This is a genomic window from Pseudarthrobacter humi (genome assembly GCF_024294965.1).
In the GTDB taxonomy this organism is placed as follows: Bacteria; Actinomycetota; Actinomycetes; order Actinomycetales; family Micrococcaceae; genus Arthrobacter; species Arthrobacter humi.
Genome location: NZ_JANCLV010000004.1, coordinates 162191 through 186351 on the forward strand (window position 1 = coordinate 162191; position 24161 = coordinate 186351).

Below are 24161 nucleotides of genomic sequence, written 5' to 3' on the forward strand. Positions count from 1 at the left end.
AGGAGAAAGCTTAGCCGTGCGTGGCGTCAGGCCCCGAGTCGGGGATGCCGCCCTGGTACGCGGCGTCTTCCGGGACACCCTGCGCGTGCGGCGGCTGCGCGTCCAGGGGTTCCTCGAGGCGGGCCTGTTTTGCTTCTTCCTGGGCTTCGCGCTCAGATTTCTCCAGGCGGGATTCGACAGGGCCGGCCTGCTGGACCGGACGGGTCTCCTTGGACAGCCACACTTCGCGGAAGTCACGCTTGCGGATGTCCGTGAAGATGTGCGCGATCTCGGCCTGGTTGAGGGTCTCCCGTTCCAGGAGTTCCAGGGCCAACTGGTCCAGGACATCCCGGTTTTCGGTGAGGATGGCGTAGGCCTCGTCGTGCGCCTGGTCGATCAGGCGGCGCACTTCCTCATCCACCACGTAGGCGATCTGGTCCGAGTAGTTGCGCTCGTGCCCGGCGTCGCGGCCCAGGAAGGGTTCGCCGCCGCCCTGGCCCAGGCGTACCGCGCCGACACGCTCGCTCATGCCGAACTCGGTGACCATCTTGCGGGCCGTGGAGGTGGCCTTTTCGATGTCATTGGAGGCTCCGGTGGAGGGATCGTGGAAGACGATCTCCTCCGCCACGCGGCCGCCCATCGCGTACGCCATCTGGTCCAGCAGTTCGTTGCGGGTGATGGAGTACTTGTCGTTCTCCGGGACCACCATGGTGTAGCCCAGGGCACGGCCGCGGGGAAGGATGGTGATCTTGGTGACCGGCGCCGAGTTCCGCAGCGCGGCCGCCACCAGGGCGTGTCCGCCCTCGTGGTACGCGGTGATTTTGCGCTCGTGTTCCTTCATCACGCGGCTGCGCTTCTGCGGGCCGGCCATGACGCGGTCGATCGCCTCGTCGAGGGCGCGGTCATCGATGAGGTTGGCGTTGGAGCGTGCGGTCAGCAGGGCCGCCTCGTTCAGGACGTTGGCAAGGTCGGCGCCGGTGTAGCCCGGGGTCTTCTTCGCCACGGCCTTGAGGTCAACGCCGGGGGCCATCGGCTTGCCCTTGGCGTGCACCTGCAGGATCTGGTCGCGGCCGATCAGGTCCGGGGCGTCCACCGAGATCTGGCGGTCAAAGCGGCCCGGACGCAGCAGTGCCGGGTCCAGGACGTCGGGGCGGTTGGTGGCAGCGATAAGGATGACGTTGGTCTTAACGTCGAAGCCGTCCATTTCAACCAGCAACTGGTTGAGGGTCTGTTCGCGTTCGTCGTTGCCGCCGCCGATGCCTGCACCGCGGTGTCGGCCGACAGCGTCGATCTCGTCGACAAAGATAATGGCCGGAGAGTTGGCCTTGGCCTGCTCAAAAAGGTCGCGGACACGGGACGCGCCCACGCCGACAAACATTTCCACGAAGTCCGAGCCGGAGATGGAGAAGAACGGCACGCCGGCCTCACCGGCGACGGCACGGGCCAGGAGGGTCTTGCCGGTTCCCGGAGCACCATAAAGCAGCACGCCCTTGGGGATCTTGGCGCCCACGGCCTGGAACTTGGCCGGTTCCTGCAGGAACTCCTTTATTTCCTGGAGCTCCTCCACGGCCTCGTCCGCGCCGGCTACGTCAACGAAGGTCACCTGCGGCATGTCCTTGTTGACCATCTTGGCCTTGGACTTGCCGAACTGCATGATCTTCGAGCCGCCGCCCTGCATCCGGGTCATCAGGAACCAGAACAGCGCACCGAGCAGGATGACAGGGATGAGCAGCGAGAGCAGGCCGGAGAACCAGTTGCTTTCGATCGGCTGGTCCGTGTAGCCGTTGGCGGGCTTGGCTGCTGTGACGGCCTTGACGACGTCGATGGCGCGGGCGTCGACGAAGAAGAACTGGACGCTCTTGCCCTTGTCCTGGCCGTTGACATCCAGGTTGTCCTTGAGGGTCAGGTCAACGCGGTTTTCGCCGTCGAAGATCTTTGCCTGCTCAACCTTGCCGCTGTCGGCGAGGAGCTCAAGGCCCTTGTCTGTATCGATCCGTGCCGCACCGCCGGGGGCCAGTGTTGCAAAAGCCACGAGGAGCATGGCGATCACAACAACGATCCAGATGCCCGGGCCCTTGAAGAAACTCTTAGCTTTCATCTGTTCGGGGGCTGGCCCCGTCCCTCCTGGTAGTGCTGCACGGCGAGTGAGTCTACGCGCGTGTGGTGCTGCATCAGCTACTAGCTATACACCGTTCGGAGTAAATCACGCACGGTGCCGCGCAAAAGTTCCCTCAGGGCGTAGCGGGATGTGGGAGGCAAACGGGACTCCCCAGGTCAGCCGGCTGCGGCGACAGCCAGTTTCCGGAGGATGGCCGCGCCGCCCTCGGCGAACACGGACGAACCCTTGTTTCCAACGCACGGGAAGATCAGGTCGGTCAGGACCACTTTCCCGCCCTGGGCGAAGACCTCAACTGAGCAATGATCGACGACGATGCGCAGCGTGAGCACTCCGTCCTCCAGCAGGACGGGGGCGGACTCCACGGACGCGAAGGCCGGGTGGAATGCCGTTTCCCCCGCATCTTGGCGGTCCAGGGTCAGCACCCCGGCGGCGGGGTCGTAGGCGAGGACGGCTGCACCGCCGTCGGAATCCTCCCAGAACCGGAAACCGCAGTGGTCCGCGGCGCCCGGAAGAATCTCGGCGTCGATGACCTGCGCTTCGCCTGGCAGGATTTCCGGCAGCGGCAGCACACCGTGAAGCTCGCGGCCGTCCAGGAGCTGGACACTCTCAAGGGGCGGAAGAATGGGGGCCTGCACCAGGGCCGGACGCCCGTCCACCGTTTCCAGCGAGACCTCACGGACCAGCGACATCCCGGACCGCCACGGGAACGTGGGCAAGCTGTTGGCGTAGTCCCAGTTGCTGAGCCAGCCGATCATGAGGCGCCGTCCGTCGGGAACATTGCTGAAGGAGACGGCGGCGTAGTAGTCGCGGCCCCAGTCCAGCCAGCGGCATTCGCGGAGCCGTCCAGCCTCGGCGCCCGCACCGCTGGTTGCGTAGACCGGAGAGTCAAGCAGGGATGACGGATCAGGCGTGAACGTGAAGCCGTCAAAGTCGCCCACGAAATATTGCCCGCCAGAGCCTCCGGCCACTGCGCCGGGGTTGATGTTGACCACCAGCACCCACTTGGTCCGGTCCGGATCGCCGTCCACGGGCAGCGGGAAGAGGTCAGGGCATTCCCACTCTCCCCCGGCGGCGTTGGCGGGTCCGAACTCGCTGGCCAGCTCCCACACGCGCAGGTCTGTGGAACGGTAGAAAACCACCTTTTGCTCCCGCGCTTCGACAGCGGCCATCACCCAGCACAGGCCGTCAGGGCCGGGGTAACTGAAGACCTTGGGGTCGCGGAAGTTTGCCGAGCCGCGCGTCAGGACGGGGTTGCCCGCGAACTTGGTCCAGGTCATGCCGGCGTCGTTGCTGTAGGCCAGTGACTGGGCCTGGGTGCCTTCATGGGCGGTGCCGGGCTTGAACGCGCTGGTGTAGATGGCCACCAGGGGCGGGTTTTCGGCGCTGCCGAAGCCCGAGCTGTTGGCATGGTCCACCACAATGCTGCCGGAGTAGATGTCCTCGGCATCATCGCAGGCAATGGCCACGGGCTGCTCGGTCCACTGCACCAGGTCGGTGGACGTTGCGTGGCCCCAGGACATGTTGCCCCACACGGTCCCGTACGGGTTGTTCTGGTAGTAGAGGTGGTACGTACCGCCGTAAAACACCAGGCCGTTGGGGTCATTGAGCCAGGTGTCCCGCGCCGTGTAGTGGAGGGCGGGACGCAGGTGCGGCGTTCCGGCCGGGTCCGTCTCGGGGCGTGCGTCATCAAGGTAACTGGGCATGGGTGGTGGGTCCTTGGTCTGGTGTGCGTAGGTTCTGGCCTTGGCCTTGTAACTGGCGGTAACGCAGCAGCGGTCAGCGCGCGGGCGCCGCCACCGAATCGCGCCGCACCAGCGGGCAGTCCAGGATGGTCGGGTGGAGCGCCATGAGGGCCAGGTCCGTCTTACCCTCGATGGCGTCGATCAGGTTCTCGGCGGCCCAGGCACCCATTTCGTAGTGCGGGAGTGAGACGGTGGTAAGCGCTGGGTAAAGGTTTTCAGCGATCAGCTCTTGGTTGTCGAAGCCAACCACGGAGAGGTCTTCCGGAATGTTGAGGCCCAGCTCGCTGGCGGCTCGGTAGGTGCCCATGGCCATGCGGTCGTTGTAGCAGAAGATCGCGGTGGGCCGGTCCTTCCGCGTCAAAAGCCGCAGAGCAGCCTCATAGCCCCCGGGAACTTCTGAATGTTCGGCTTCGACCAGATCCGTATGGAACGTCAGCCCGGCATCTGAGATCGTGTCCTTGAAGGCTTGCAGGCGGGAGTGGGTGGCGGGGACGTCATCGGTGTTGTTGATCATGCCGATCCTTTGGTGTCCTGCGTCGATCAGTGTCATGACCGCGGCCGTCGCTCCACCGGCTTCGTCAGGGATGACTGATGAGATTGATTGGTTGGTGTCTTCAGAGTCCACGAGGATCGCGGGGACTCCGTTGAGGTTGTCGGGGAGGGCCAGACGGCGGTGATACATGGTGGCGTACAGGACGCCGTCCACTTGGCCCTTGAGCAGAGCTGCTATGTCAGCTTTACGGGACTCGTCAGTGGCTTTGCTCGAAGTGTTGATGATCATCAGGTGGTACCCGCGTCTGCGGGCAGTTTCCTCCGCACCCAGGATTATCCTGCCGGCGTGCGGGGTGGTGGCGATTTCCTCACTGATGAATCCGAGCATGCCGGAGCGTTGTGTGCGCAGGGCCTGCGCCAGGCGGTTTGGGTCGTAGCCGAGCGCCTCAGCGGCGTGTTTGACCTTGTCCCGGGTTTTGGAGCTGATGCGTGCGTACGACACGTCATTCAGGACGTGGGAGACCGTGGTAACGGAAACGCCGGCGGCGCCTGCGACGTCCTTGATGCCAATGGGTTTGTTACTCAACTGTCTCCCACATCCATTTCTAGTTGGTTAGATGTTGCGGCTTCGCCTACTCGTCGCAGAGCCCGTACTCGGGCCAGCGGCGGGGCAACCGGTCTTCCACTGGGGGCAGCTCGGCGACGTCCGCACGTTTACCCGTCTGTTACCAACACGCTACAGAGGAATAGTCGTTGCCCCGATCGCGACTCGTCTTTGCTACATCTTCATACGCTCTTCTCCTGTATGCTGCCGCCGCCCTCGATGATGGCGATCCCCGGGGTCTCGCCGGGCCTGAGCGGGCTATTGGGCCACAAATGCATGTGCCGCCTGGAAACCGACCGTGGGCGTGGCCCTGAAGGCGTTAAGCGCCCTATCTGCGATAACTTGGGCGTCACTTCCGGAATCAAGGATCGTATTCCGAGCTGATTCGGAATCGACCATGACGGCGGTAACGGCGAGGCTGTCCGCAGCCTGGGTGGTCAACAGGGCGTCCACTTGAGCCTCGAAGCAGGAGTCGCTTGACGTGGAGTGAACGTCCATCGCCACCACATGGTTGTTGGAGACGAAATTGGCCACCCCCGCCTTCAGCCGGATGATGACAGGCGTCGCCCCTGCCGGCCGGATGCTCTCTGAGTCGATGATCTGGGAGAAGTGGTTGGCGACGACGGTGTTGTTGCTGCCGCTGACACGAAGAAGCCCATTCAGGTCGTCCAGTCCGTTGTCCACTCCAAGGAAGGGCGTCCACGGCTCATGGTCACGCAGGAAGTGATTCGTGGCCACGAGGTTCTCCGAACTGTTCGCGAGAATCACCATCCCAGGGTAGAACGAGTGCAAACGGTTATTGGTGATGCTTGACCGCGTGACGCCGTTGAGATGGACGCTGCTCGCGCCACGGGGGAACACGTTGTTCGCGGTAATCAGGAGGCCGCCATGGTTCTCGGCGTAGATCGAGTGGCCCTTAGGGCCTGCTCCCACCAGGTTGTCGGTGATCTTTGATGCCTGTCCCCACCCGCGCAGCTCGATGCAGCTTCCGCATTCGGCGATGAAGTTGTCGTGGATGGAAAGCGCGTCTGCTTTGTAGACGGTGAGCGCGTTCTCAAGATAGACGAACCCCATGCCGTTCACGCGGAATGAGTCATTGGCGTCCGCGACGTATATCCCGGTCTTGCCGTTGACGTAGGTGTTCTCCGGAGGCATCCCTGAGCCATCCGGGGTGAAGTGCAACCCGTCGATGCAGAAGTTGGAGAACTCGATCGAGCTGATCCGCGGGCTCCCGCTTCGCGCAACGTAGAAGGCGGCTCCCTTGGATTCTTCCCCGTCTTCGCCGAGGGGAATGTCGACGAGAATCCGACTCCCGCCGGGCCACAGCTCATGCAAGCCGACCCACTCCTCCTCGGGAACGTTGAACCGGATGCTCGACGACGTAAAGCCGTGTCCCGAGCCCTGGATCCTGAGGAAGCTGACGTCAATCACCACCTGCGTACGAAGGTGGTAGTCCCCGGGCGGAATGTAGATCACCGCGCCCGGCTTTCCTCCATTGTTCACATCGGTGACCGTCTGCCGGGCCTTGATGTCAGCGATGATGCTGTTGATTACTTCACCGACGTCCTCGGACGGATTGCCGACGGGCCACGTAGTCACGTCGTAGCAATTATTGCTTGACACAGGTTCTTCCCTTTGTGTTGTGGTTTCTCAGCCCTTGACGGCACCGAGCGTCATGCCTGCGACGATCTTGCGCTGCAAGAGAAGCGTGAGAAGGATGACGGGGATGGAGTAGACGGCAGCGAGCGCCGTCATGGATCCCCAGTCGAGGCCGAACTGGGTCTGGAAGTTTGCAATGACCACCGGGGTGGTCTGGGATCGGATCGCCGTCATGAGGAGGGCGAAGAGGAATTCGTTCCAGGAGGCCAGGAAGGCGAAGATCGCGGTGACCGCGATGCCACCGGAGACCACCGGGATGACTACCCGCCAGAGCGCACCGAGTCGGCTGCAGCCGTCCACCGTGGCCGCTTCCTCCAGGTCCTGCGGAACGGCTTCGAAGAAGCTGGACATCAGCCAGATGGAGAGTGGCAGGGAGATGGTGGCGTGGGCGATGGACAGCGCGATGGGGGTATCTGCAAGTCCCGCCGTCGCCATCATCGATGCGAGCGGGATGCCGATGGCCACAGGCGGCACCATGCGGGTGACCAGGGCCGCCATGATGAAGACGCGGCCGCTGGGTGTTTTGTACCGGGTGATGCCGTACGCGGCCGGAACCGCCAGCACGAGGGACAATACCGTGCTGATGACGGCCGTCTGGGTGCTGTTGATGAACGAGGCCAGCACCCCGCTGCGTCCCAGGGCGTTGGTGTAGTTCTCCAGCGTCCATTCCCGGGGAAGGATCGTCGGCGGCACCGCGATGGTGTCGATCGGCGTCTTGAAAGACGTGAAAAGAAGGTAGAGGAAAGGGAAGGCATATAGCACCATGGCGGCTGCCAGCAGGATCCAGAGCAGAGTCCGTGTGCTGCGCTTTCCGGCCTCGAGGCCTTCCGCGTTGTAGCGGCGCCAGCGCCTGGCGGTACTTGCCGGAGCACCCGTGGTAGGCAATGTTGGGGCTGTTGCGGTGGCCAATGGGATCTCGCTCCTGTTATGCGCTGGGGAGAGGCGCGCTACAACGCCTGCGTGACGTCGTCGGTAGGCGACGTCGGGAGTCGGCAAGGTGCCGTCATCTGGAGTTTGGGCGATGCTCATCAGGTGTCCTTTCCGGGCCGCCAGATGGTAGCGACGGCGAAGAAAGCTACGCCGAGCATTGCCAGCAGGTAGATGGTGCCCATGGCGCTGGCCAAGCCGGGATCGCCGAAGCGGATCATGGTCTTGTAGATCAGCAGGCTCATGGTTTCGGATGCGGACTGGGGGCCGCCGTTGGTCTGGATGAGGATGGTGTCGAAGGCCCGGGCGGCATCGATCCCGCGGACTACCAGGGCCACGGCGATCACGGGCCGCAGCAGCGGCAGGATGATCCTGAACAGCATGGCGGGTGCACGGGCGCCGTCGAGGCGGGCGGCCTCGATGATGTCTCCGGGAATGTTCTGGAGACCGGCGAAGAGGATCAGGCACATGAAGGATGTGGTCAGCCAGATATCCGGAACGGCCACGGAGAACAGCACGATGTCCGGGTTGGACAGCCAGCCGATCTGGTTCGGGTTCTGAAGGATCCCCGCCTGGTGCAGGAGCGTGCCGATCAGGCCGAAGTTGTCGATCATCAGGAATTTCCACAGCAGGCCGGCCACGATCGGGGCGATCATGAGCGGGTACAGGAACACGGTCCGCCAGATCTGGGAGTTGCGTCCCAACGTTGTGAACAGCAGGGCCATGCCCAGGCCGAGGGCAAACTCGAGAGTGACCACCACGAGTGTGTAGGCCAGAGTCCGCCAGCCAGCCCCCATGAAGGCTTCCGAGGTGAATGCCCTGACGTAGTTGTCCAAGCCCACGAAGTCGCGGGGGCCGCCGGCCATGGGTGAGATCTTATAGAAGCTGTCCGCGATGAGCCGGAACAGCGGATAGGCCACGAATACTGCCAGGAACAGGGCCGCCGGAGTCATGAGATACAGGGCGAAGCGGCGATCGGAGATGCGCACGGTTTTCTCTTCTGTTGGTTTGGGACCGCGGCCGGCACCGCATCTGCGGCGGTGCCGCGCTGGCTGGTGCCGGCCGCGGAGTCTTATTTGAGCAGGTCCTGGATCTGCTTTTTGGCGTCAGCCAGGAGGGAGGCGGAGTCCCCGCCGGCCACGGCCTTCTGTAGGAGGGGCACCAGGACCGTGTCCGTGATCTGCTGCCACTTTGCGGTTGCCGGTCGCGTGGCTGTGGCCTTGCCGTTGAGCGTCTGGATCAGAGGGCGGAAGCTTTCGTACCCTTCCTTGTCCTGGTATTTCTCGAACGCCGAAATCCGGGAAGCGAGGCCCAGGCTGGATTCAATACCGAGGCTGTTGTGGTCGTAGGCGCACTTGATGAACTTTTTGGCGTTGTCCGTGTTTTTCGTGGCCTTGGGGACTGAGAGGTACCAGGGTCCGGGAACGCCGGCCACGCCTGCGCTGCCGCCGATCATGGCTGCGGCGCCGACTTTGCCGGCCACCGGTGCGTCCTTGGGGATCTGGCGGTAGGCGTGGGCCCAGAAGCGGGTCATGGCGGTTTTGCCCTGGTTGAACAGGTTCTGGGCTGCTGCCCAGTCCACTTGTGCTGCGCCCGGGGGGGCCGACTTAGTCATGCTGACGTAGAAGTCGAGGGCTTCCTTGTGGGCGGCGTTGTCGATGATCACGTTGTTGTTTTCGTCCAGGACCATGGCGGATCCTGCCTGAAGGACGTGGGCGAGCCATTCGGTTTCCACGGCCCCCTTGACGTCGGTGCCGTACATGCCGTCCTTGGTGAAGAACTCGGAAATGTCCTGGTATTTCTGCCACGTGGTGGGCGCTGCCAGTTCGTAGCCGTACTTGGTCTTGAAGTCCGCCTTGTTCTTGGCGTCTTCGAAGAGGTCTTTGCGGTAGAGGATGATCTCGGCGTTGGTCCAGGCGGGCATTCCGATGAAGTGCCCGTCTACTTCGGCTTCCTTCACCAGTGCGGGGAAGATGTCCTTCTTGGCTTCGTCGGTGAACAGTTCGTCGATGGGCTGGACTGCGTCCTTGAAGCTGGGCAGCCAGACCGAGTCGAGCGCGGCGACGTCGAAGGAGACGGTGCCGGAGGAGAACTCGCTGGAAAGTCTGTTGAACAGTCCGTCATACGGGAGCTCAATGAAGTTGACGCCGAGTCCGGTGTCCTTCTTGCATTGTTCGGCCACCCCGGTCAGCTCGGCGTGGCCGCCGGCCTCAACCAGGACGTTCACGGTGCCACCAGCGCTGCCCGAATCTGTCGGGCCCCCGGCGCCACAGCCCGTGGCCGCAAGTGCGACGGCGGTGCAGAGGCCACCAATCGTGGCGAGTCTGTTGATGTTGTTTCGAGTGGACATCGCTGTCGACTCACTTTCTCTGGGAAGGGAACTTCAAAGAACTCTGGAATTTGCCAAACCGTTTTGCTAAAACGACTTGGCACCAAGCGTAAACCAGGCTCATTCCCAGTGTCAAGGGTCACAATGAGAGTTTTGGCGAGAGCGGCTCACCTTGACGCTGGGCAGGAAAACGTCTCTCGGCCTGCTCGGTTGTTGCCGGGATGCTAGCCGACCGGCAACAGCCTTCAGCCACAAACGGTGTCGTTGCGTCGCAGGTGGGGGGAAGTTGCGGGGCGTGTCAGCAACCTCCCCCACGGGTTCCCATTGGGGTGCGTTAGTTGTTAAGCGTGATTCCGGCGAAGTCGCGTACGCGGGCTGTGATGGCCTGTTCTGTTGGCAGTCGTTCCATTGACGATGCGCCAAAGAATCCGGCCACGCCCGTTGTGGCGTTGAGGACGTGAGCTGCATCCTCAGGATTGGCTAGGGGACCGCCGTGGCATAAAACGATAACGTCCGGGCGTACGGCGACGGCGGCATCGCGTATGGCCTGGATGCGCGTGATGGCTTGATCGAAGCTCATTGCAGTGCTGGCACCGATGGTCCCGCTGGTTGTCAGCCCAACATGGGCCACCAGCACGTCCGCGCCGGCGTTGGTCATGGCTCGCGCTTGGTCTTCATCAAATACGTAGGGTGCCGTGAGCATTCCGCGCTGATGCGCCTCCTGGATCATTTCAACTTCGAGTTGGTAGCCCATCCCTGTCTCTTCAAGATTCTGGCGGAACACCCCGTCAAAGAGTCCCACCGTGGGAAAGTTCTGCACGCCGGCGAACCCCAGCCCTGCGAGCTGGCCCAGAAGGACAGGCATCTGTCGAAATGGGTCGGTCCCGCAGACGCCCGCCAGGACGGGGGTCTGTTGAACCACAGGGAGAACTTCCCTGGACATGTCCACGACGATGGCGTTGGCGTCGCCATAGGGGAGCAGGCCTGCCAGCGATCCGCGCCCGGCCATCCTGTACCGTCCCGAGTTGTAGATGATGATGAGGTCTGCTCCGCCGTCCTCGGCACATTTTGCAGAGATCCCGGTCCCGGCGCCGGCGCCGATGATCGGCCTGCCCGCCCGAATCTTCGCGCGGAACTGTTCCATGACTGCGTTTCGTTCATTCATGCGGTGTCCCTGCATTTCTTCCCTGCGGCTGAACGCGGCGATGTGAATTGTCGTCCTTGATCAGCCGGTCTAGCTCCTCCGCAGCCGCCACTGCGAATGTCCGATCGTTAATTGAGGCCTCCATCTCGATGATGTTGACGGCACTGTTTTTCAGTTCCCCGCGTAGGGCTTCGAGAAGCGCGGAATCAGCGCCCGGGTCCCAGAACGGACCGTCACTGATGTCCAGGGCTGAGAGGCCATGGAGCGGGACGAACAGGGTGGCCTGACCAGTCGCGGCGCTGAGTTTCGCTCCGATGATTCGCCCAAGTGTCTCGTTTTCAGCCCTGGTCGTCCTCATCAACGTAATCGTGTCATTGTGAACGTGGAGTTGGCGTTGGCGGAAGGCCTCTGGCACCGTCGCCAAAGGACCGAAATTGACCATGTCCAGTGCTCCCAGGCTGACGACCTGTGGGACCGCATTCTTTCCGGCGGCGTCGAGTCTGCTGGCTCCAGCGCTTAGTACTCCACCGACCAATTCGTCGGCCAGTTCCGTAGTGGTGAGGTCGAGGACACCGGCAAAGAAACCTGAAGTGATGAGGCGTTCCATGGAACGCCCGCCCGACCCGGTGGCATGGAACACGAGCACTTCGTAGCCCAGTGCCTCCAGATGGTCGCGCGCGGCTGTCACCCCGGTCGTTGTGACGCCGAACATCGAGGCAGCGATCAGCTGTTTTTCCGACGTCGTTGCCGGTTCAGTTTCGCGTGGATCCGATGACGCCATTCCTGCCATGGCGGCGGCGGCGTTTCCGAGGATTTTCCGGGAGATGCTGTTGATTCCGGCAATGTCGACGATGCTGTACATCAGTGTGACATCGGCGGTCCCGATGTAGGGAGAGACGTCACCACTTGCCATCGTAGATACGAGAAGTTTGGGCACCCCGATGGGCAGTTGCTGCATTGCGGCACCGGCGATGGACGACCCGCCCGACCCGCCGAGGGCAAGGACACCGTCCATATCACCGTCGGCTAAGAGCCTGGTCAGCACGGCGCCCGCGCCGTTAGCCATGACGGACATGGCAGCACCTCTGTCGTGCTGATCGCGGAGCGCCGCGAGGCTGGATCCGGCCGCCCGGGCGACCGTGTCGGCGTCAATGTCGGGGGCGAGTGCGGGGTCGAAAATCCCGCAGTCAATCAGGACTGAGGAGCACCCCAGTTCGTGGAGTCGCTGCTTCACCCAGCTGTACTCCGTGCCCTTCGTGTCCATGGTCCCCAGTAGGGCAATGGTTGGCATGTTGCCTCCTAACGTCGTCGTTGAGTGAAGCTGGGTGGTTTTTAGGTGTGCACGTCGGCGGGGACGCCTACGGGTTCGACAACCCGGTTTGGGGAGGAGTAGGAAACCAGAACGTTGAGGACTTCGTCGCCGGTGTTTATGGATGAATGTGGCACTCCTCTGGGAATCACGACACCTTCGCCGGCTGTCAGCGGCCGAATGCTGTCGCCAACCCGCTGATCGCATTGGCCACTCATGACGTAGATGACCTCCTCGCAGTTCGGGTGCCGGTGTGCGTCATTTGAGTGGCCGGGCTGGATGGTCACGACGCCGATGGTTTGCTCTGCCCCTGAGACAAGCTCCGCGTTGACGAGCCACGTCAGAGATCCCCATGAAGCGTTGACGCTGTGCGCCGTGTCTCGGGAAAACGTTTCACCCTTGCTCATGCTTTTTCCTGTCTTAGTCAGTGATATTTGCGATGACGGATAACCGCACATCGTCGATGTGTTTTTTGAGAAGCTCCGATGCCCGCTCGGGATTGCGTGTCTGGAGCGCCTCCAGAAAGAGGTGCCTGTTGACAGCTGCATCTTCGGCTATGTGAGGTTGCCGGTTTCCAATAGCGCGGACCATCTGGATCTGACGGCTCAACAGCGACAGCATGTGCTCAACAGCAGTGTTTTCGCTTTTCGTCACGATGAATTCATGTAATTGCCGGTCAAAATCGCCATAGGCAACTAAGTCCCCGTTTTCCAGGGCTTCGTCGCACTGCCGGACGAGCTCGGCACAATGCTGGATGTCTAGATCCGACATCCGCGGAAGGGCGAGTTTGACGGCGAGCCCTTCCAGTTCCTGGCGGGTGACGTAGACGTCACTGATGTTTTTCCGACTCAGGGCCACAATTGTGTTTCCTTTGTACGGGATCCTTGCGACGATCCGGTCCTGGACCAGCCTGTTGATGGCTTCACGTACGGGCGTCCTGCTGACCTGCAGCCGTGCTGCGAGAATCCGTTCGTCAAGCCGATCTCCGGGGAGGAGCTCCCCCTCAAGCACGAGTCCCCAAATTCGTTCATAGGTACTGTCGTTTAGATTCCCCATGGGAGCCCCTCCAAGTTTGGCGTATACGGTTCGATTACTTCACGCTATCGCCCTTGAGGTCGATGAAAACCCCAGACGGATGGGTGCGGATGGCTTCGAAGATGCGGATGATCTCCAGGCACTGATCGAGCGTTCCCTTTGTGACCGGCTCTTCGGCGAGGACGCTGTGGCAGAACTGATTGATCTCATTGAAGTAACCAAGGAGAAAGTTGCCGTTGTTGAACAGGGCGCCGTGAGAGAACTCCGGGGACCAGGTGAGAGCGGCCGATTCGGTTGGCACGAGGTAGCTTGCGCCGCCATAGTCCGGGCCGGGTGAGGGTCGGTAGTACGTCAGGTCCACGCCGTTCTCCAGGACGACGTTTGCGTTCTGGCCCACAACCTCGACCCGTTCCAGGGGACTGGAACCAGAAATACCGGCAGCGAAGTGAAGGGTACCGATGGCCCCTGAGGCGAAGCGCAGCAGCAGGATTGAACTCTGCGATTTGGGTTCCCATTCATACGTGAACTTATCGACGGTGCCCATCAGGTGGAGAATCGTGGCCATCGGATGCCAGATGTGGTCCAGCAGTCCGTAGACGGCATGCAGGTCTCCGCGCTCTTCCATCGGCGGAATGATCTGGGGATATCGGACTGTAATGGAAGCCGGCGTTCCGAACTCTCCGTTTGAAATGATCTCCTTTACGCGCTCCACCCCGGGGGTGAACATCTTTTTCAGTCCCGTCATGACCGTCTTGCCGGCGGCATCTGCGGCGGCCTTAATCTCTTCGATCTCGTGGACCGATACCCCGGTGGGTTTCTCCATCCAAACGTTTGCCCCGGCGGCAATCGCATCGAGTGCGATTTGAGTCCCCGGCGACCGGCCGTCCTTGTCATAGCTGGTCACGATGAATACGGCTTCTGGACGCTCAGCGGCGAACATTTCCCGATGGTCGGTGTATGCCTTCGTTGCTCCGAAAGCGCGGGCCGCCGCCTCCGCCCGTTCTTCGTTGAGGTCACTGATTCCGACAAGATCAACAGGAGCAAACCTCAGGACCGGCAGCGTGTTGAAATACGGGTGTCGTCCGGCGCCGACCGCGCAGACCCGGAGCCGCCGCGGATATTCGTGGGCGTAGCGGATTGCTCCGCCCTCGTAGTTAAAGGGCTTCTTGATAGTTTCCAACATCGTTGATCCTTATCCTCACCATTGGGGCACGCAGGAATCTGCGGCGCATTCACCTTGTCGGACGGCATCGGGACTGTTGGACGAACACCAACAGTGCTGGTATGCCAAGACTGACTTTGGTATGCCTATCGTTGCACCTTGATCCGAGGCCGTCAAGGCCGCAACACCCGGGCATCTTCTTGGAGGGTCTTGACATGGCACTCGAGCGACTTTAGCGTTGGCATACCACCCAATCGGCTGGCATGCCAGACTCAATGAGGAGTGTCATGTATCAAAAAAGGGTCACGACCCTAATCGCTCTTGCCGCCGCTACTGTCCTGCTCGCGGCCTGCAGCAGCGCCCCACCAGGAGGAAGTCAGACACCGATGGCCGATGAGGAGGGGCCGGTTACTTTGCAGGTGACAGCACTCGAACGGCCTTTCATGAAGGATGCGATTGCGAAGTTTGAGCAGGATCACCCCAACGTGACTGTCACGTTTACCAATCAGCAGCCAAAATTCGAGGACGGTTCGGTCCAGACAATCTTGCGTTCGGGGGGAGGCCCGGATGTCCTTGAGCTTTCGGCAGGTCCGGCGCGCGTAGGTCAGCTGATCAAGAATGGACTCATTCCGGAAATCAATGCGATCTACTCCGAAGAGAACCTCACCACCAATCTTCGTCCGTACGTGCTGAAGCAACTCGACGCGTATTCGGAGGGCAAATACTCGGAAGTAGTCAGCGGGATTGACGTCTTCCAGGTGTATTACAACAAGGCAATCTTCGCGCGACTCGGACTCGCTGAACCAAAAACATGGGAAGAATTCCTACACATCTGTGCTGCAGTCAAGGACACTGGCGTGCTCCCGATTGTTGCCGGCTTCCGTGACAACCTGCAGGGCGGATGGATGTTTGGCAACATCGTCCAAGCAGTGGCAGGTACGCAAGCGATGACCGAGGTCATATACGAGGACGGAAAATTCGACCAGCCGGCGTTGATTAGGGCGGGCCAAACCCTCAGCGACTTCGTTGATCAGGGATATATCGATGGCGGACAAGCCTCAGCCCTGGGATCAGACCAATCGATGGCCGCCTTTTTCCAGGGCCGGGGCGCGATGACCGTACTCGGCCAGACACACCTCATTCGTGCTGAAACCAACGACAAGGTCGACATTTCGCAGTTTGGGTCGTTCCTCATGCCCTCACCAAACCCCGGTCAGGCGCCGGCGGCCACGGCAGGGCTTGGAACCAGCTGGGTAATGAACCCGAACTCTCACGCCCCCAAAGCCTCACGCGACTGGCTTCGATGGGTGGCCAGTGAAGAATACGTCACCATGGCGCTAAAGAGCGGCGGTTTCAATTCCGTTCCGGCACGCAAGCTGCCAGCGGGCGTCTCTATGGGCCCGATGCTGGACGCTGCATCCAACAATGTCGACGGAGCAGGATACAACCCAAGCGTCTTCCTCCCCGCCAAGGCCGTGGCGGCCTGGTATCAAGCACCGCAAGCCATAGTCACGAAGCAAAAGACGCCAGAACAGGCTATGGCCGAGATCCAGTCGGCGCTTTCCCAAGCCAAAGCTGCGGGCTAGCCCCACACCGTCCCCGAATCAACCGGCGCGCTGACAGGCGCGTCAAATCAACAGGAGAAAATCACTTGAAGGCATACATCGCAACCCCCGATCTGTCCGAAGCAGTTACCCTGATGGACGCACCGAACCCGGCTGCGGAGCGCGACAGCGCTGTGATCTCGGTCGAAGCCGTATCTTTGAACCGCGGGGAGTTTGGCGGACTCAGTGAAGCCGGAGCGCAGCCTGGCTGGGATTTCGCAGGACGGGTAACGGCGGAGGCCCTGTCCGGCAAGGGACCCCGGGTCGGCGACCGCGTTGCCGGAGTCGTCCGCAGCGGGGCGTGGGCGGAACAGATCGCCGTTCCGGTCGGCCAGCTTGGCCTATTGCCGGACGATGTTTCATCCAGCCAAGGGTCAACACTTGGAATTGCGGGCCTTACCGCCCTCCGACTTATCCGCAGTCTCGGCAACGTAGCGGGCAAACGGATTCTTGTTACGGGAGCTTCCGGGGCCGTCGGACGCTTTGCTGTCCAGCTTGCGGAGCAATCCGGGGCGAGCGTCACCGCGTTGGTAAGCACTCCCGAGCGGAAGCCGTCTATTTCTTCGCTAAGAGCCAGCGAAGTAGTCTCAGATCCGGCTGAACTCGCGGGACCGTTCGACTTTGTCATCGACGGCGTGGGCGGACCGGTTCTGGAGGCTGCGATTCGCTCCGTCGGCGCAAACGGGACGGTTGTCACTTATGGAATCGCAGGAGGAGCGCCGGCTCAGCTTCGCTTTGCTGACTTCCGAAACGGTCCCGGCAGCTGCCTGCGGGGCTTCTTCATCTGGCAAAGTGACCTGGACAGCTTCGGAATCGACCTGACGTACCTCGCCGATCTCGTCAAGTCTGGCGCCCTTGAGGCCCACGTGGCGCTCGAAGTTGAGTGGTCCGAACTGAACCAGGGACTGACAGCGCTCAAGGAACGCCGGACAGAGGGCAAGGTTGTCGCCCGGAGGGCCGGATGATCTCCACCGCCGAGGGAACGGACCTCGAAAGGAGCATCTCCAAGAATCAGGGCGGGCATACTAGGAAATTCCGCCGGACCTCCAGCTGGACGCTCTCTGCACTCTTCCTTGCTCCCTCGGCCGTTTTCATAGTGCTGTTCCTCTTCCTGCCGGTTGCAGAAGCCTTTCGCCTTTCGTTCTTTGACTGGAACGGCCTATCCGCAACGATGAACTTTGTTGGGCTCGAGACATTCATCGATACGTGGACGGATCTGCGGCTTCTGTCATCGCTGTGGCTCACGGTCGTTTGGTGGGTTCTGCACGTCGTCCTCGCAATCGGCGGTGGGCTGTTCCTGGCGGTGCTTCTGGCGAACCTCCGATGGGGCAGGGGACTGTTTCGAACGCTGACGTTCCTGCCGCATGTACTCTCACTCAGCGTGGTTGGTGTTATCTGGGCACAGCTATACGATCCGGGAATCGGCGTTCTTAATCAGGTACTGAACGGCGTTGGGCTGTCCGCTCTTACCAGAGCCTGGCTGGGAGACCCCCAGACGGCGCTGGTTGCTGTGGCGGTAACCAGCGCCTGGCAGGCCTTCGGCTTTTACATGGTGATCTATCTTGCTGCGATCCAGAACATAGACCCCGGCCTATATGAGGCAGCCCGTGTGGACGGCGCATCTGCCATCCAACAGTTCCGTCACATCACGCTCCCCAGCCTCCACAACGCGACAACCGTTGTGCTGATCCTCGGGTTCATCAGCGCACTTAAAGGGTTCGGGAGCGTATGGGCGATGACCCAGGGCGGCCCGGGTACATCGACAGAACTCATATCCGTATACCTATACCGCCAAGCGTTCCAGTACGGAGAGGTGTCACGGGCCGCCGCAGGGGGACTGACGCTCGGATTCCTGGTCATCATCCTGACCGTCCTATTCAACCGATGGAGAGACAGGAGGTCGGAAGCGTGAAACTACGCATCTTGATTCGGGCCAACGTGCTAGTTGCGGTGATGGCAATCATCGCCTTTGCCATCCTCGTACCCTTCATCTGGGTGATACTGAGCGCATTCAAGAACAACTCCGAGATATTCGGCGAATCTCTGGGCCTGCCAAGTACATGGCGCTGGGAAAACTTCGCCACGGCGTGGACAGAGGGGAACCTCGGCGCATACTTCGGCAATAGCCTCTTCTCCGCCATTGTGGCAACGGCAGTCGGAATTCTCGTGGCGTGTCCGGCGGGGTACGCCTTCGCGAAGCTCTCAATCCGCCGGGTCACACCTGTCTTCTACATATACGTGTTCGGTCTCACGCTCCCCATCCAGACGATCATGATTCCGGTGTTTTACCAGATCAAAGGGTATGGACTATCCGACAACATCTGGGGACTCATTCTCGTCCTCGTGGGCACCGGAACGCCCTTTGCTGTATTCCTCATGCGCGGCTTCTACCGTGACCTCCCGGAGCAACTCAGTGAAGCGGCCAAAATCGACGGCGCCTCCGAATGGACAATCTTTGTCCGCATCATGCTGCCGCTCTCCAAGCCGGGGGTGCTCGCCCTCGCAGTCTTCAGCTTTTTGCAGGCGTGGAACGAGTACCTGTTGGCACTTCTGCTCTTGACCTCGGACAAGAGCAGAACCATTCCCACTGGGCTGGTGATATTCGCCAATTCGGATGTTGCCAATTACGGTCCACTGTTCGCCGGCATGGTGCTGGCCATTGTGCCGTCGGCATTCGTGTACATCCTCCTTCAGAGGTCATTCACGCAAGGACTTGTCGCCGGTTCGCTGAAGTAACTGATCACCATGCCAGCCGCCCATGGATCTGGCGGACGAAAAAGAACACAAGGACACATGACATGAATCTTTCATTCAGTACGGTTGCCTGCCCTGGCTGGAGTCTGGCGCAGGCTGCATCCGCAGCGCACACATTCGGATACCAAGGCATCGAACTTCGCGTGCTCGACGGCAAGGTCGTTGAGCCGTCAACACTTATCGGGCGGTCTGCGGAGGTGCTCGAGACTCTAGGTGACATCAAAGTCGCCTCGATCGACACGTCCATCGCATTGGCCGTCGACGGACCCGAATGGGCCGGACAGTTGGAGGAGTTCTGTGCTTCAGCTGCCGCCGTCGGCGCACCCGTCGTTCGTGTTTGGGGAGGCCGCTATCCCAGTTCAGTCCGATATGAAGAAGCCGTCGAGCAGGTCTCCAAGCGCCTGAACGAAGCTGCGTCCATCGCTGAGGCCGCCAGCGTTCAGGTACTGCTGGAGACTCATGACGCATTCTCTGCCTTATCCGTCATGGAAGACGTGTTCGCCAACATCCCCAGCCCTCATGTAGGCGTACTTTGGGATGTTCACAACACGTACGCGGTGGGCAAAAGTTCCCCCCACGAGGTTTGGTCGTCATTGGGTGACCGGATCGCTCAAATCCATGTGAAGGACGCCCGGCCGGGCGCGGGCGAGCTGTGGGACCCGGTTCTGCTCGGCTTCGGAGCCGTACCCGTCCGGGAATCGGTCGAAACACTGAAGCAGGCAGATTTCGGCGGATGGCTTTCGCTGAACTGGCTCAAGTTCCAACGCCCGGAACTCGAAGAGCCCGAGATTGCGCTTCCGCAATACTCAGGGCTGCTCCAGGAATGGATCAAATAGGGCAAGCGTGGCTGGGCGCCAGCAATGGCGCCCAGCCACAACCATCCGCCGAGTTGTCACTATCCGATGATCTGCGAATGGTTTTGGGACAGGACACCATCGTGGTCAACGGTGCCGGCCAGCGGCAGAATGCGGTCACGGCTGGACAGTCCGTGCCGGCAGCCTCCATGAACTCGGCCCGGAACGGAAAATCAAACGCCACTATCTACGACGTTGCGATGGTTGCCGGCGTCAATCCGTCCACTGTGTCCCGGGCGCTGAGCAAGTCCGGCCGGGTCAGTGCCAGGACGCAGAAGCTCATTGAGGCTGCCGCCACCGGGCTGAATTTCCACGCTAACCCGTTCGCCCGGGCACTGCATACTGGCCGCACCAACACGTTCGGGCTCATAGTCGCGGACCTCACCAGTCCAGCGTCCTTCGACATCATCCGGGGCGCGGGGATCACCGCTACTGTCCGCAATTACACTTTGGCGCTTGCTGGCTCAGCGGATTCGACGGTGACTGAGCTGATCGCAGCCCGCCGCATGATGGCCACCGTGGACGGTCTCATCCTTGCCAGCCCGTGTATGGATGACGATGACATCCGGACCCTCGCCCGCGACAAGCCCGTGGTGGTCATCAACCGCGAGGTAGACGGCGTGCCGTGCGTGGTACCCGACGAAAGCAAGGGTATCAGGGAGGCTGTCCGCAGTCTGGCCGCCAACGGACACACCAAGGTTGCCTTTGTTGCCGGGCCGCCGCAGTCCCCGATGTCCATCCGCCGCTGGGAAGCCGTGCAGGCATCGTGCGAGTTCTCCAGGCTCGACGCCGTTCGCCTGGACTCCAGCAGACCCACGGTCGACGGCGGTCGGCAGGTTGCGCAAGACGTCCGGGCCAGCGGTGTCACGGCCGTGCTGACCTCTAATGACCTCCTAGCTTTCGGGCTGATGCAGGAACTCCAGGCGGCCGGAATGGTGGTTCCGGACGAGATCAGCATCGTGGGCTTCGATGACATCTTTGGGGCCGGTTTCACCACACCGCCGCTTACCACCGTGCGATCACCCCGAGAGGAGTGCGGCTCGGGCGCTGCCACACTCCTATTGGACCTCCTACACGGGACAGCGCTGTCATCTGGTGTCCCGACCATAGTGACAGAGCTTGTCCAACGGGGCTCCAGCGGCAGGGTGTCGGCCCGGAAAATGTCCCCAGCACGGTGCCGCCGCCACGAGATAGAGGCAGAACTTAGGCGACGGGCCTGAGATGTCCTCCTGCGGGCGGTAATCTCGGTGGGTTTTCCCAGAATCTCACGCCAGTGTCGGATCCACATTGCCGATCACGCATCTGGCTTCTCATTTGAGGGCAAGCCCCAAACAGGAAGACGTAAGTTTCCGACCCTGTACGTTCGGCGCCTTAAATGCCCGCGGCGGCCTCCGAAGAGGCCGCCGCCGGCAATGCCGTGCCTGAGTCTTTACTCGTAAACGTGCGGGGCGAGGGTGCCCACGAAGTCCAGGTTGCGGTACTTCTCGGCGTAGTCCAGGCCGTAGCCCACCACGAACTCGTTGGGGATGTCGTAGCCGACGTACTTGACGTCGATCTCCACCTTGGCGGCCGTGGGCTTGCGGAAGGCGGTGCAGATCTCCACGGAAGCGGTGCCGCGGGATTCCAGGTTGGTCTTGAGCCAGGACAGGGTCAGGCCGGAGTCAATGATGTCTTCGACGATCAGGACGTCCTTGCCCATCAGGTCCGTGTCCAGGTCCTTGAGGATCCGGACAACACCCGAGGACTGGGTGCCGGAGCCGTAAGAGGACACTGCCATCCAGTCCATCGAAACGTGGCTGTGGAGCGCGCGGGCGAGGTCGGCCATAACCATCACAGCGCCCTTGAGTACACCGACCAGAAGGATTTCGCGGCCTTCGTAGTCCTTGTCGATCTGCGCAGCGAGCTCCGCGATCCGCTGTTGGATCTGTTCCTTGGTGTAGAGAACGTGCTTGAGGTCTGCCTGGACGTCGTTTGAATCCACCAATGGCTCCTGTGTAGATGCGGGGTGCGACTATTCTTGGGGCGGTTTTTGAGGCCGGAATACTAGCTTCCCACAGCGGGCCGCTTCACGGGGAACATGGGCGCCGCCGTCGGGACCGTCGGGCCGCGTTTCCGCCGCGTCCCGCTGGGCCAGTTCGGCGAGGGACAGCCGGTACACGCTCACACCGCCAGGCAGCTCCACGGGACCGGCGGAACCCTGCCGGCGCAGCAGCGCCTCCGCTGCCAAAAGGCGCTGGTAGCTGGGCTGTTGACCCCCGACGTCGGCCGCTGCCTTGGCGATGACCCGGAACCTGATGGCCGGGGAAAGTTCCCCCAAAGCCTCCTCCGGGAGGCTGACCTCCGGTCCGGACCGCTCGGCCAAGGCTGCAAATGTGCGATCTGCCACGTCCTCCAGATAGTCGGCGTCCAACTGCAGGATGGACGCTGTCCGGGCCAGGGATTCAGCCACGCCGGGCCCGAGTTTTTCCTCGAGCATCGGCAGTACTTCCACCCTGGTCCGGGAGCGGGCAAACGACGGGTCTGCATTGCTGGGATCGTGCCAGGGCTCGAGGTCTTCGACATCGCAGATCTCCAGGGTGTCTGCGCGGCGCAGGCCGAGGAAGGGCCGGAGCAACAGGCCGCGGGCAGGCCGCATTCCAGCCAGCGAGCGCGTGCCGGAGCCGCGGGCAAGACCCAGCAGGACCTGTTCGGCCTGGTCGTCCAGGGTGTGGCCGAGCAGGATGGCCGCGGCTCGGTGCTCCTGGGCGGCCGCCTCCAACGCTGCATGGCGGGCATCCCGGGCGGCGGCCTCCGGGCCCATCCCGGTGCTGGCGACGGTGACGGTCCTGAGGTCCACGGGGGAAAGGCCCAGTTCCTTCAGTGCGTGGACTGTGGCCGCAGCCACCTGGGCCGAGCCTTCCTGCAGCTGGTGGTCAACCACGACGGCGCCGACCGTCAGTGGGTGCCCGTCAACGTGGCCGCGGCGGGCGAAATAGGCCGCCACCGCAGCGAGGGCCATCGAATCCGGGCCACCGCTGCAGGCCACGAGCACATGGGCCGGATAGCCGGCGTCCGCCAGGGCGTTCTGGACCATTTTGCGAGCCTTGCCGACGACGGGCGCGAGCCGGCCAGGCCGTCGTCGTCCGCTTGAAGCCGTGCGGGCTTCCGGCACTTTTGGGGCGTCCGGCACGTTTGGGGCGTACGGCACCTACAAGCCCATCCGGTCGACCCACAGCTTGGCGTCGTGGATTTCGGGCTCAGTCGGGAGGTTGTCCGCGGATTCCCACACGCGGTTAAAGCCCTCCATCCCGGCCACGTCCACTACAGCGCGGACAAACTTGGCGCCGTCGGAATACTGGCGCATCTTGGCGTCCAGGCCCAGGAGGCTGCGGATGAATTTCTCCATCACGCCGCGGTCCTTGCCGCGGTCGGTGAAGCGCTGCCGGATGGTCCTGACGGAAGGGACGATACTGGCGTCGACGGCGTCCATCACAACGTTGGCGTGGCCCTCCAGCAGGCTCATCACGGCCGTCAGGTGGGATAGTGACGCCTTTTCCTCGGGGTTCTGCAGCAGGTCCAGGATGGCGCCGCGGCCGGGAGTATTACCGGTGGCGGTCCGGTCCTTGAGGGAACGCGCGGCGGCGGAGGCACGCTCCATCAGCGAATCTACGTTGCCCAGCAGGTGCCCGCTGAGGTTGTCGATCTCGGAAAGCATGTGGTGGCGGAGCCAGGGCGCAGCCGCGAACTGCACCCGGTGAGTCTGTTCGTGCAGGCAGACCCAGAGCCTGAAATCGTCCGGTGCGACGTTGAGCTCGCGCTCCACGGCCACGATGTTGGGCGCCACAAGCAACAGGCGGCCGGCGGCGGGCGCTTTGGAACCTTCGGCCAACGCGGCGAACGGATCGTACTGGCCCAGGACCTTGCTGGACAGGAACGCCAGGACAGCGCCGAGCTGGCTGCCCGTGATGGCGCCGCTGACGCTTGCCGCCGCCGGGCTGACGTTGCCGCGTCGGCTTTCGAGCATTTTATCCATGGCGGGCTTGAGCATCACGGCAAAGCTCTGTGTGTTTGCCTTGGCCCAGCTGGCCCGGTCCACCACCAGGACAGAGGAGTCGCGGAGGTCCCGTGCGGCTTCGAGGCCAGTGATTTCGTGGACGTGCGGGACGGAGGCGTCCGCGAGGCGGCGCAGGCTGTCCACGGCTTCGCCGATTTCCGCCGAGTTGAGGGTTGGCCCCGCGGAGGCCAGCCGGGCCGCCGTGGACGCGGCCAGGTCCCAGTTGATCAGGGCCTGGGCCGGGCTGGATGATGCCGGGGCTGACGAATCACGCGCAGTGGACTCCATAGTCCCCATCACATCACAGCCGACGGCGGATGGTCCTTAAGTTCGCTGACCGGCGAACGGCTCGGGGCATCGGTGACCCGCGCCTGTGGTTCGTTTCAGAAATCGACCGGTTGCGCTGTCCTTATAC

21 protein-coding genes are annotated in these 24161 nt (G+C 62.1%); 6 read left to right on the plus strand and 15 right to left on the minus strand.

Going from position 1 to position 24161, the window contains the following annotated elements:
- Positions 1–10: 10 nt before the first annotated feature.
- The 12 genes from ftsH to NFC73_RS08025 all read right to left on the minus strand — a co-directional run bounded on the left by ftsH (position 11) and on the right by NFC73_RS08025 (position 14522).
- Positions 11–2077, minus strand: coding sequence for an ATP-dependent zinc metalloprotease FtsH (gene ftsH / locus NFC73_RS07970; RefSeq protein WP_254749125.1), 2067 nt, complete (start codon positions 2075–2077; stop codon positions 11–13).
- A 176-nt stretch (positions 2078–2253) separates the two neighbouring features.
- A complete protein-coding gene (locus NFC73_RS07975; protein ID WP_254749126.1) occupies positions 2254–3801 on the minus strand; it encodes a glycoside hydrolase family 32 protein in 1548 nt (515 codons plus the stop codon).
- Between the two features lie 73 nt (positions 3802–3874).
- Entirely contained in the window at positions 3875–4918 is a 1044-nt protein-coding gene (locus NFC73_RS07980) for a LacI family DNA-binding transcriptional regulator (protein WP_254749127.1), read from the minus strand.
- A 276-nt stretch (positions 4919–5194) separates the two neighbouring features.
- Positions 5195–6559, minus strand: coding sequence for a right-handed parallel beta-helix repeat-containing protein (locus NFC73_RS07985; protein WP_254749128.1), 1365 nt, complete (start codon positions 6557–6559; stop codon positions 5195–5197).
- Positions 6560–6586: 27 nt separating this feature from the next.
- The gene (locus NFC73_RS07990) at positions 6587–7624 is read right to left on the minus strand and encodes a carbohydrate ABC transporter permease (RefSeq protein ID WP_254749129.1); all 1038 of its coding nucleotides are present in this window, start codon (positions 7622–7624) and stop codon (positions 6587–6589) included.
- Positions 7624–8511, minus strand: a complete 888-nt coding sequence (locus NFC73_RS07995) for a carbohydrate ABC transporter permease (protein ID WP_254749130.1) — start codon at positions 8509–8511, stop codon at positions 7624–7626. The genes NFC73_RS07990 and NFC73_RS07995 overlap by 1 nt, the downstream gene beginning before the upstream one ends.
- Positions 8512–8594: 83 nt before the next feature.
- Entirely contained in the window at positions 8595–9872 is a 1278-nt protein-coding gene (locus NFC73_RS08000) for an ABC transporter substrate-binding protein (RefSeq protein WP_254749131.1), read from the minus strand.
- 313 nt (positions 9873–10185) lie between these two features.
- The gene (locus tag NFC73_RS08005) at positions 10186–11016 is read right to left on the minus strand and encodes a phosphoenolpyruvate hydrolase family protein (protein ID WP_254749133.1); all 831 of its coding nucleotides are present in this window, start codon (positions 11014–11016) and stop codon (positions 10186–10188) included.
- Positions 11009–12286, minus strand: coding sequence for a Tm-1-like ATP-binding domain-containing protein (locus NFC73_RS08010; protein ID WP_254749135.1), 1278 nt, complete (start codon positions 12284–12286; stop codon positions 11009–11011). The genes NFC73_RS08005 and NFC73_RS08010 overlap by 8 nt, the downstream gene beginning before the upstream one ends.
- Positions 12287–12327: 41 nt before the next feature.
- Positions 12328–12711 carry a cupin domain-containing protein gene (locus NFC73_RS08015; RefSeq protein WP_254749137.1) on the minus strand — a complete coding sequence of 128 codons (384 nt, stop codon included), beginning with the start codon at positions 12709–12711 and terminating at the stop codon, positions 12328–12330.
- Between the two features lie 13 nt (positions 12712–12724).
- Positions 12725–13360, minus strand: coding sequence for a GntR family transcriptional regulator (locus NFC73_RS08020; RefSeq protein WP_254749139.1), 636 nt, complete (start codon positions 13358–13360; stop codon positions 12725–12727).
- Between the two features lie 34 nt (positions 13361–13394).
- Positions 13395–14522: a Gfo/Idh/MocA family protein gene (locus NFC73_RS08025; protein ID WP_254749141.1), complete on the minus strand. Its 1128-nt coding sequence runs from the start codon at positions 14520–14522 to the stop codon at positions 13395–13397.
- 365 nt (positions 14523–14887) lie between these two features.
- Between NFC73_RS08025 and NFC73_RS08030 the strand changes: the two genes are divergently transcribed.
- The 6 genes from NFC73_RS08030 to NFC73_RS08055 all read left to right on the plus strand — a co-directional run bounded on the left by NFC73_RS08030 (position 14888) and on the right by NFC73_RS08055 (position 20933).
- Positions 14888–16087, plus strand: coding sequence for an ABC transporter substrate-binding protein (locus NFC73_RS08030; RefSeq protein WP_254749143.1), 1200 nt, complete (start codon positions 14888–14890; stop codon positions 16085–16087).
- A 65-nt stretch (positions 16088–16152) separates the two neighbouring features.
- Positions 16153–17070, plus strand: a complete 918-nt coding sequence (locus NFC73_RS08035) for a zinc-binding dehydrogenase (RefSeq protein WP_254749145.1) — start codon at positions 16153–16155, stop codon at positions 17068–17070.
- Positions 17067–18017, plus strand: coding sequence for a carbohydrate ABC transporter permease (locus NFC73_RS08040; RefSeq protein ID WP_254749147.1), 951 nt, complete (start codon positions 17067–17069; stop codon positions 18015–18017). Before NFC73_RS08035 ends, NFC73_RS08040 begins: the two co-directional genes overlap by 4 nt.
- The gene (locus tag NFC73_RS08045) at positions 18014–18841 is read left to right on the plus strand and encodes a carbohydrate ABC transporter permease (RefSeq protein ID WP_254749148.1); all 828 of its coding nucleotides are present in this window, start codon (positions 18014–18016) and stop codon (positions 18839–18841) included. Before NFC73_RS08040 ends, NFC73_RS08045 begins: the two co-directional genes overlap by 4 nt.
- Before the next feature lie 62 nt (positions 18842–18903).
- Positions 18904–19695, plus strand: a complete 792-nt coding sequence (locus tag NFC73_RS08050; RefSeq protein WP_254749149.1) for a sugar phosphate isomerase/epimerase family protein — start codon at positions 18904–18906, stop codon at positions 19693–19695.
- A 77-nt stretch (positions 19696–19772) separates the two neighbouring features.
- Positions 19773–20933, plus strand: a complete 1161-nt coding sequence (locus tag NFC73_RS08055) for a LacI family DNA-binding transcriptional regulator (protein WP_254749150.1) — start codon at positions 19773–19775, stop codon at positions 20931–20933.
- A gap of 209 nt (positions 20934–21142) precedes the next feature.
- Here the strand turns inward: NFC73_RS08055 and hpt are convergent, their stop codons facing one another.
- From hpt to NFC73_RS08070, 3 genes are all read right to left on the minus strand, one after another.
- Positions 21143–21694 (minus strand): hypoxanthine phosphoribosyltransferase, encoded by a 552-nt coding sequence (hpt, locus tag NFC73_RS08060; protein WP_056347981.1) that lies wholly within the window; start codon positions 21692–21694, stop codon positions 21143–21145.
- A 30-nt stretch (positions 21695–21724) separates the two neighbouring features.
- A complete protein-coding gene (gene tilS, locus NFC73_RS08065; protein WP_254749151.1) occupies positions 21725–22786 on the minus strand; it encodes a tRNA lysidine(34) synthetase TilS in 1062 nt (353 codons plus the stop codon).
- Positions 22787–22900: 114 nt separating this feature from the next.
- Positions 22901–24034, minus strand: coding sequence for an Rv3626c family coenzyme F420 biosynthesis-associated protein (locus NFC73_RS08070; protein ID WP_056347689.1), 1134 nt, complete (start codon positions 24032–24034; stop codon positions 22901–22903).
- Positions 24035–24161 lie beyond the last annotated feature (127 nt).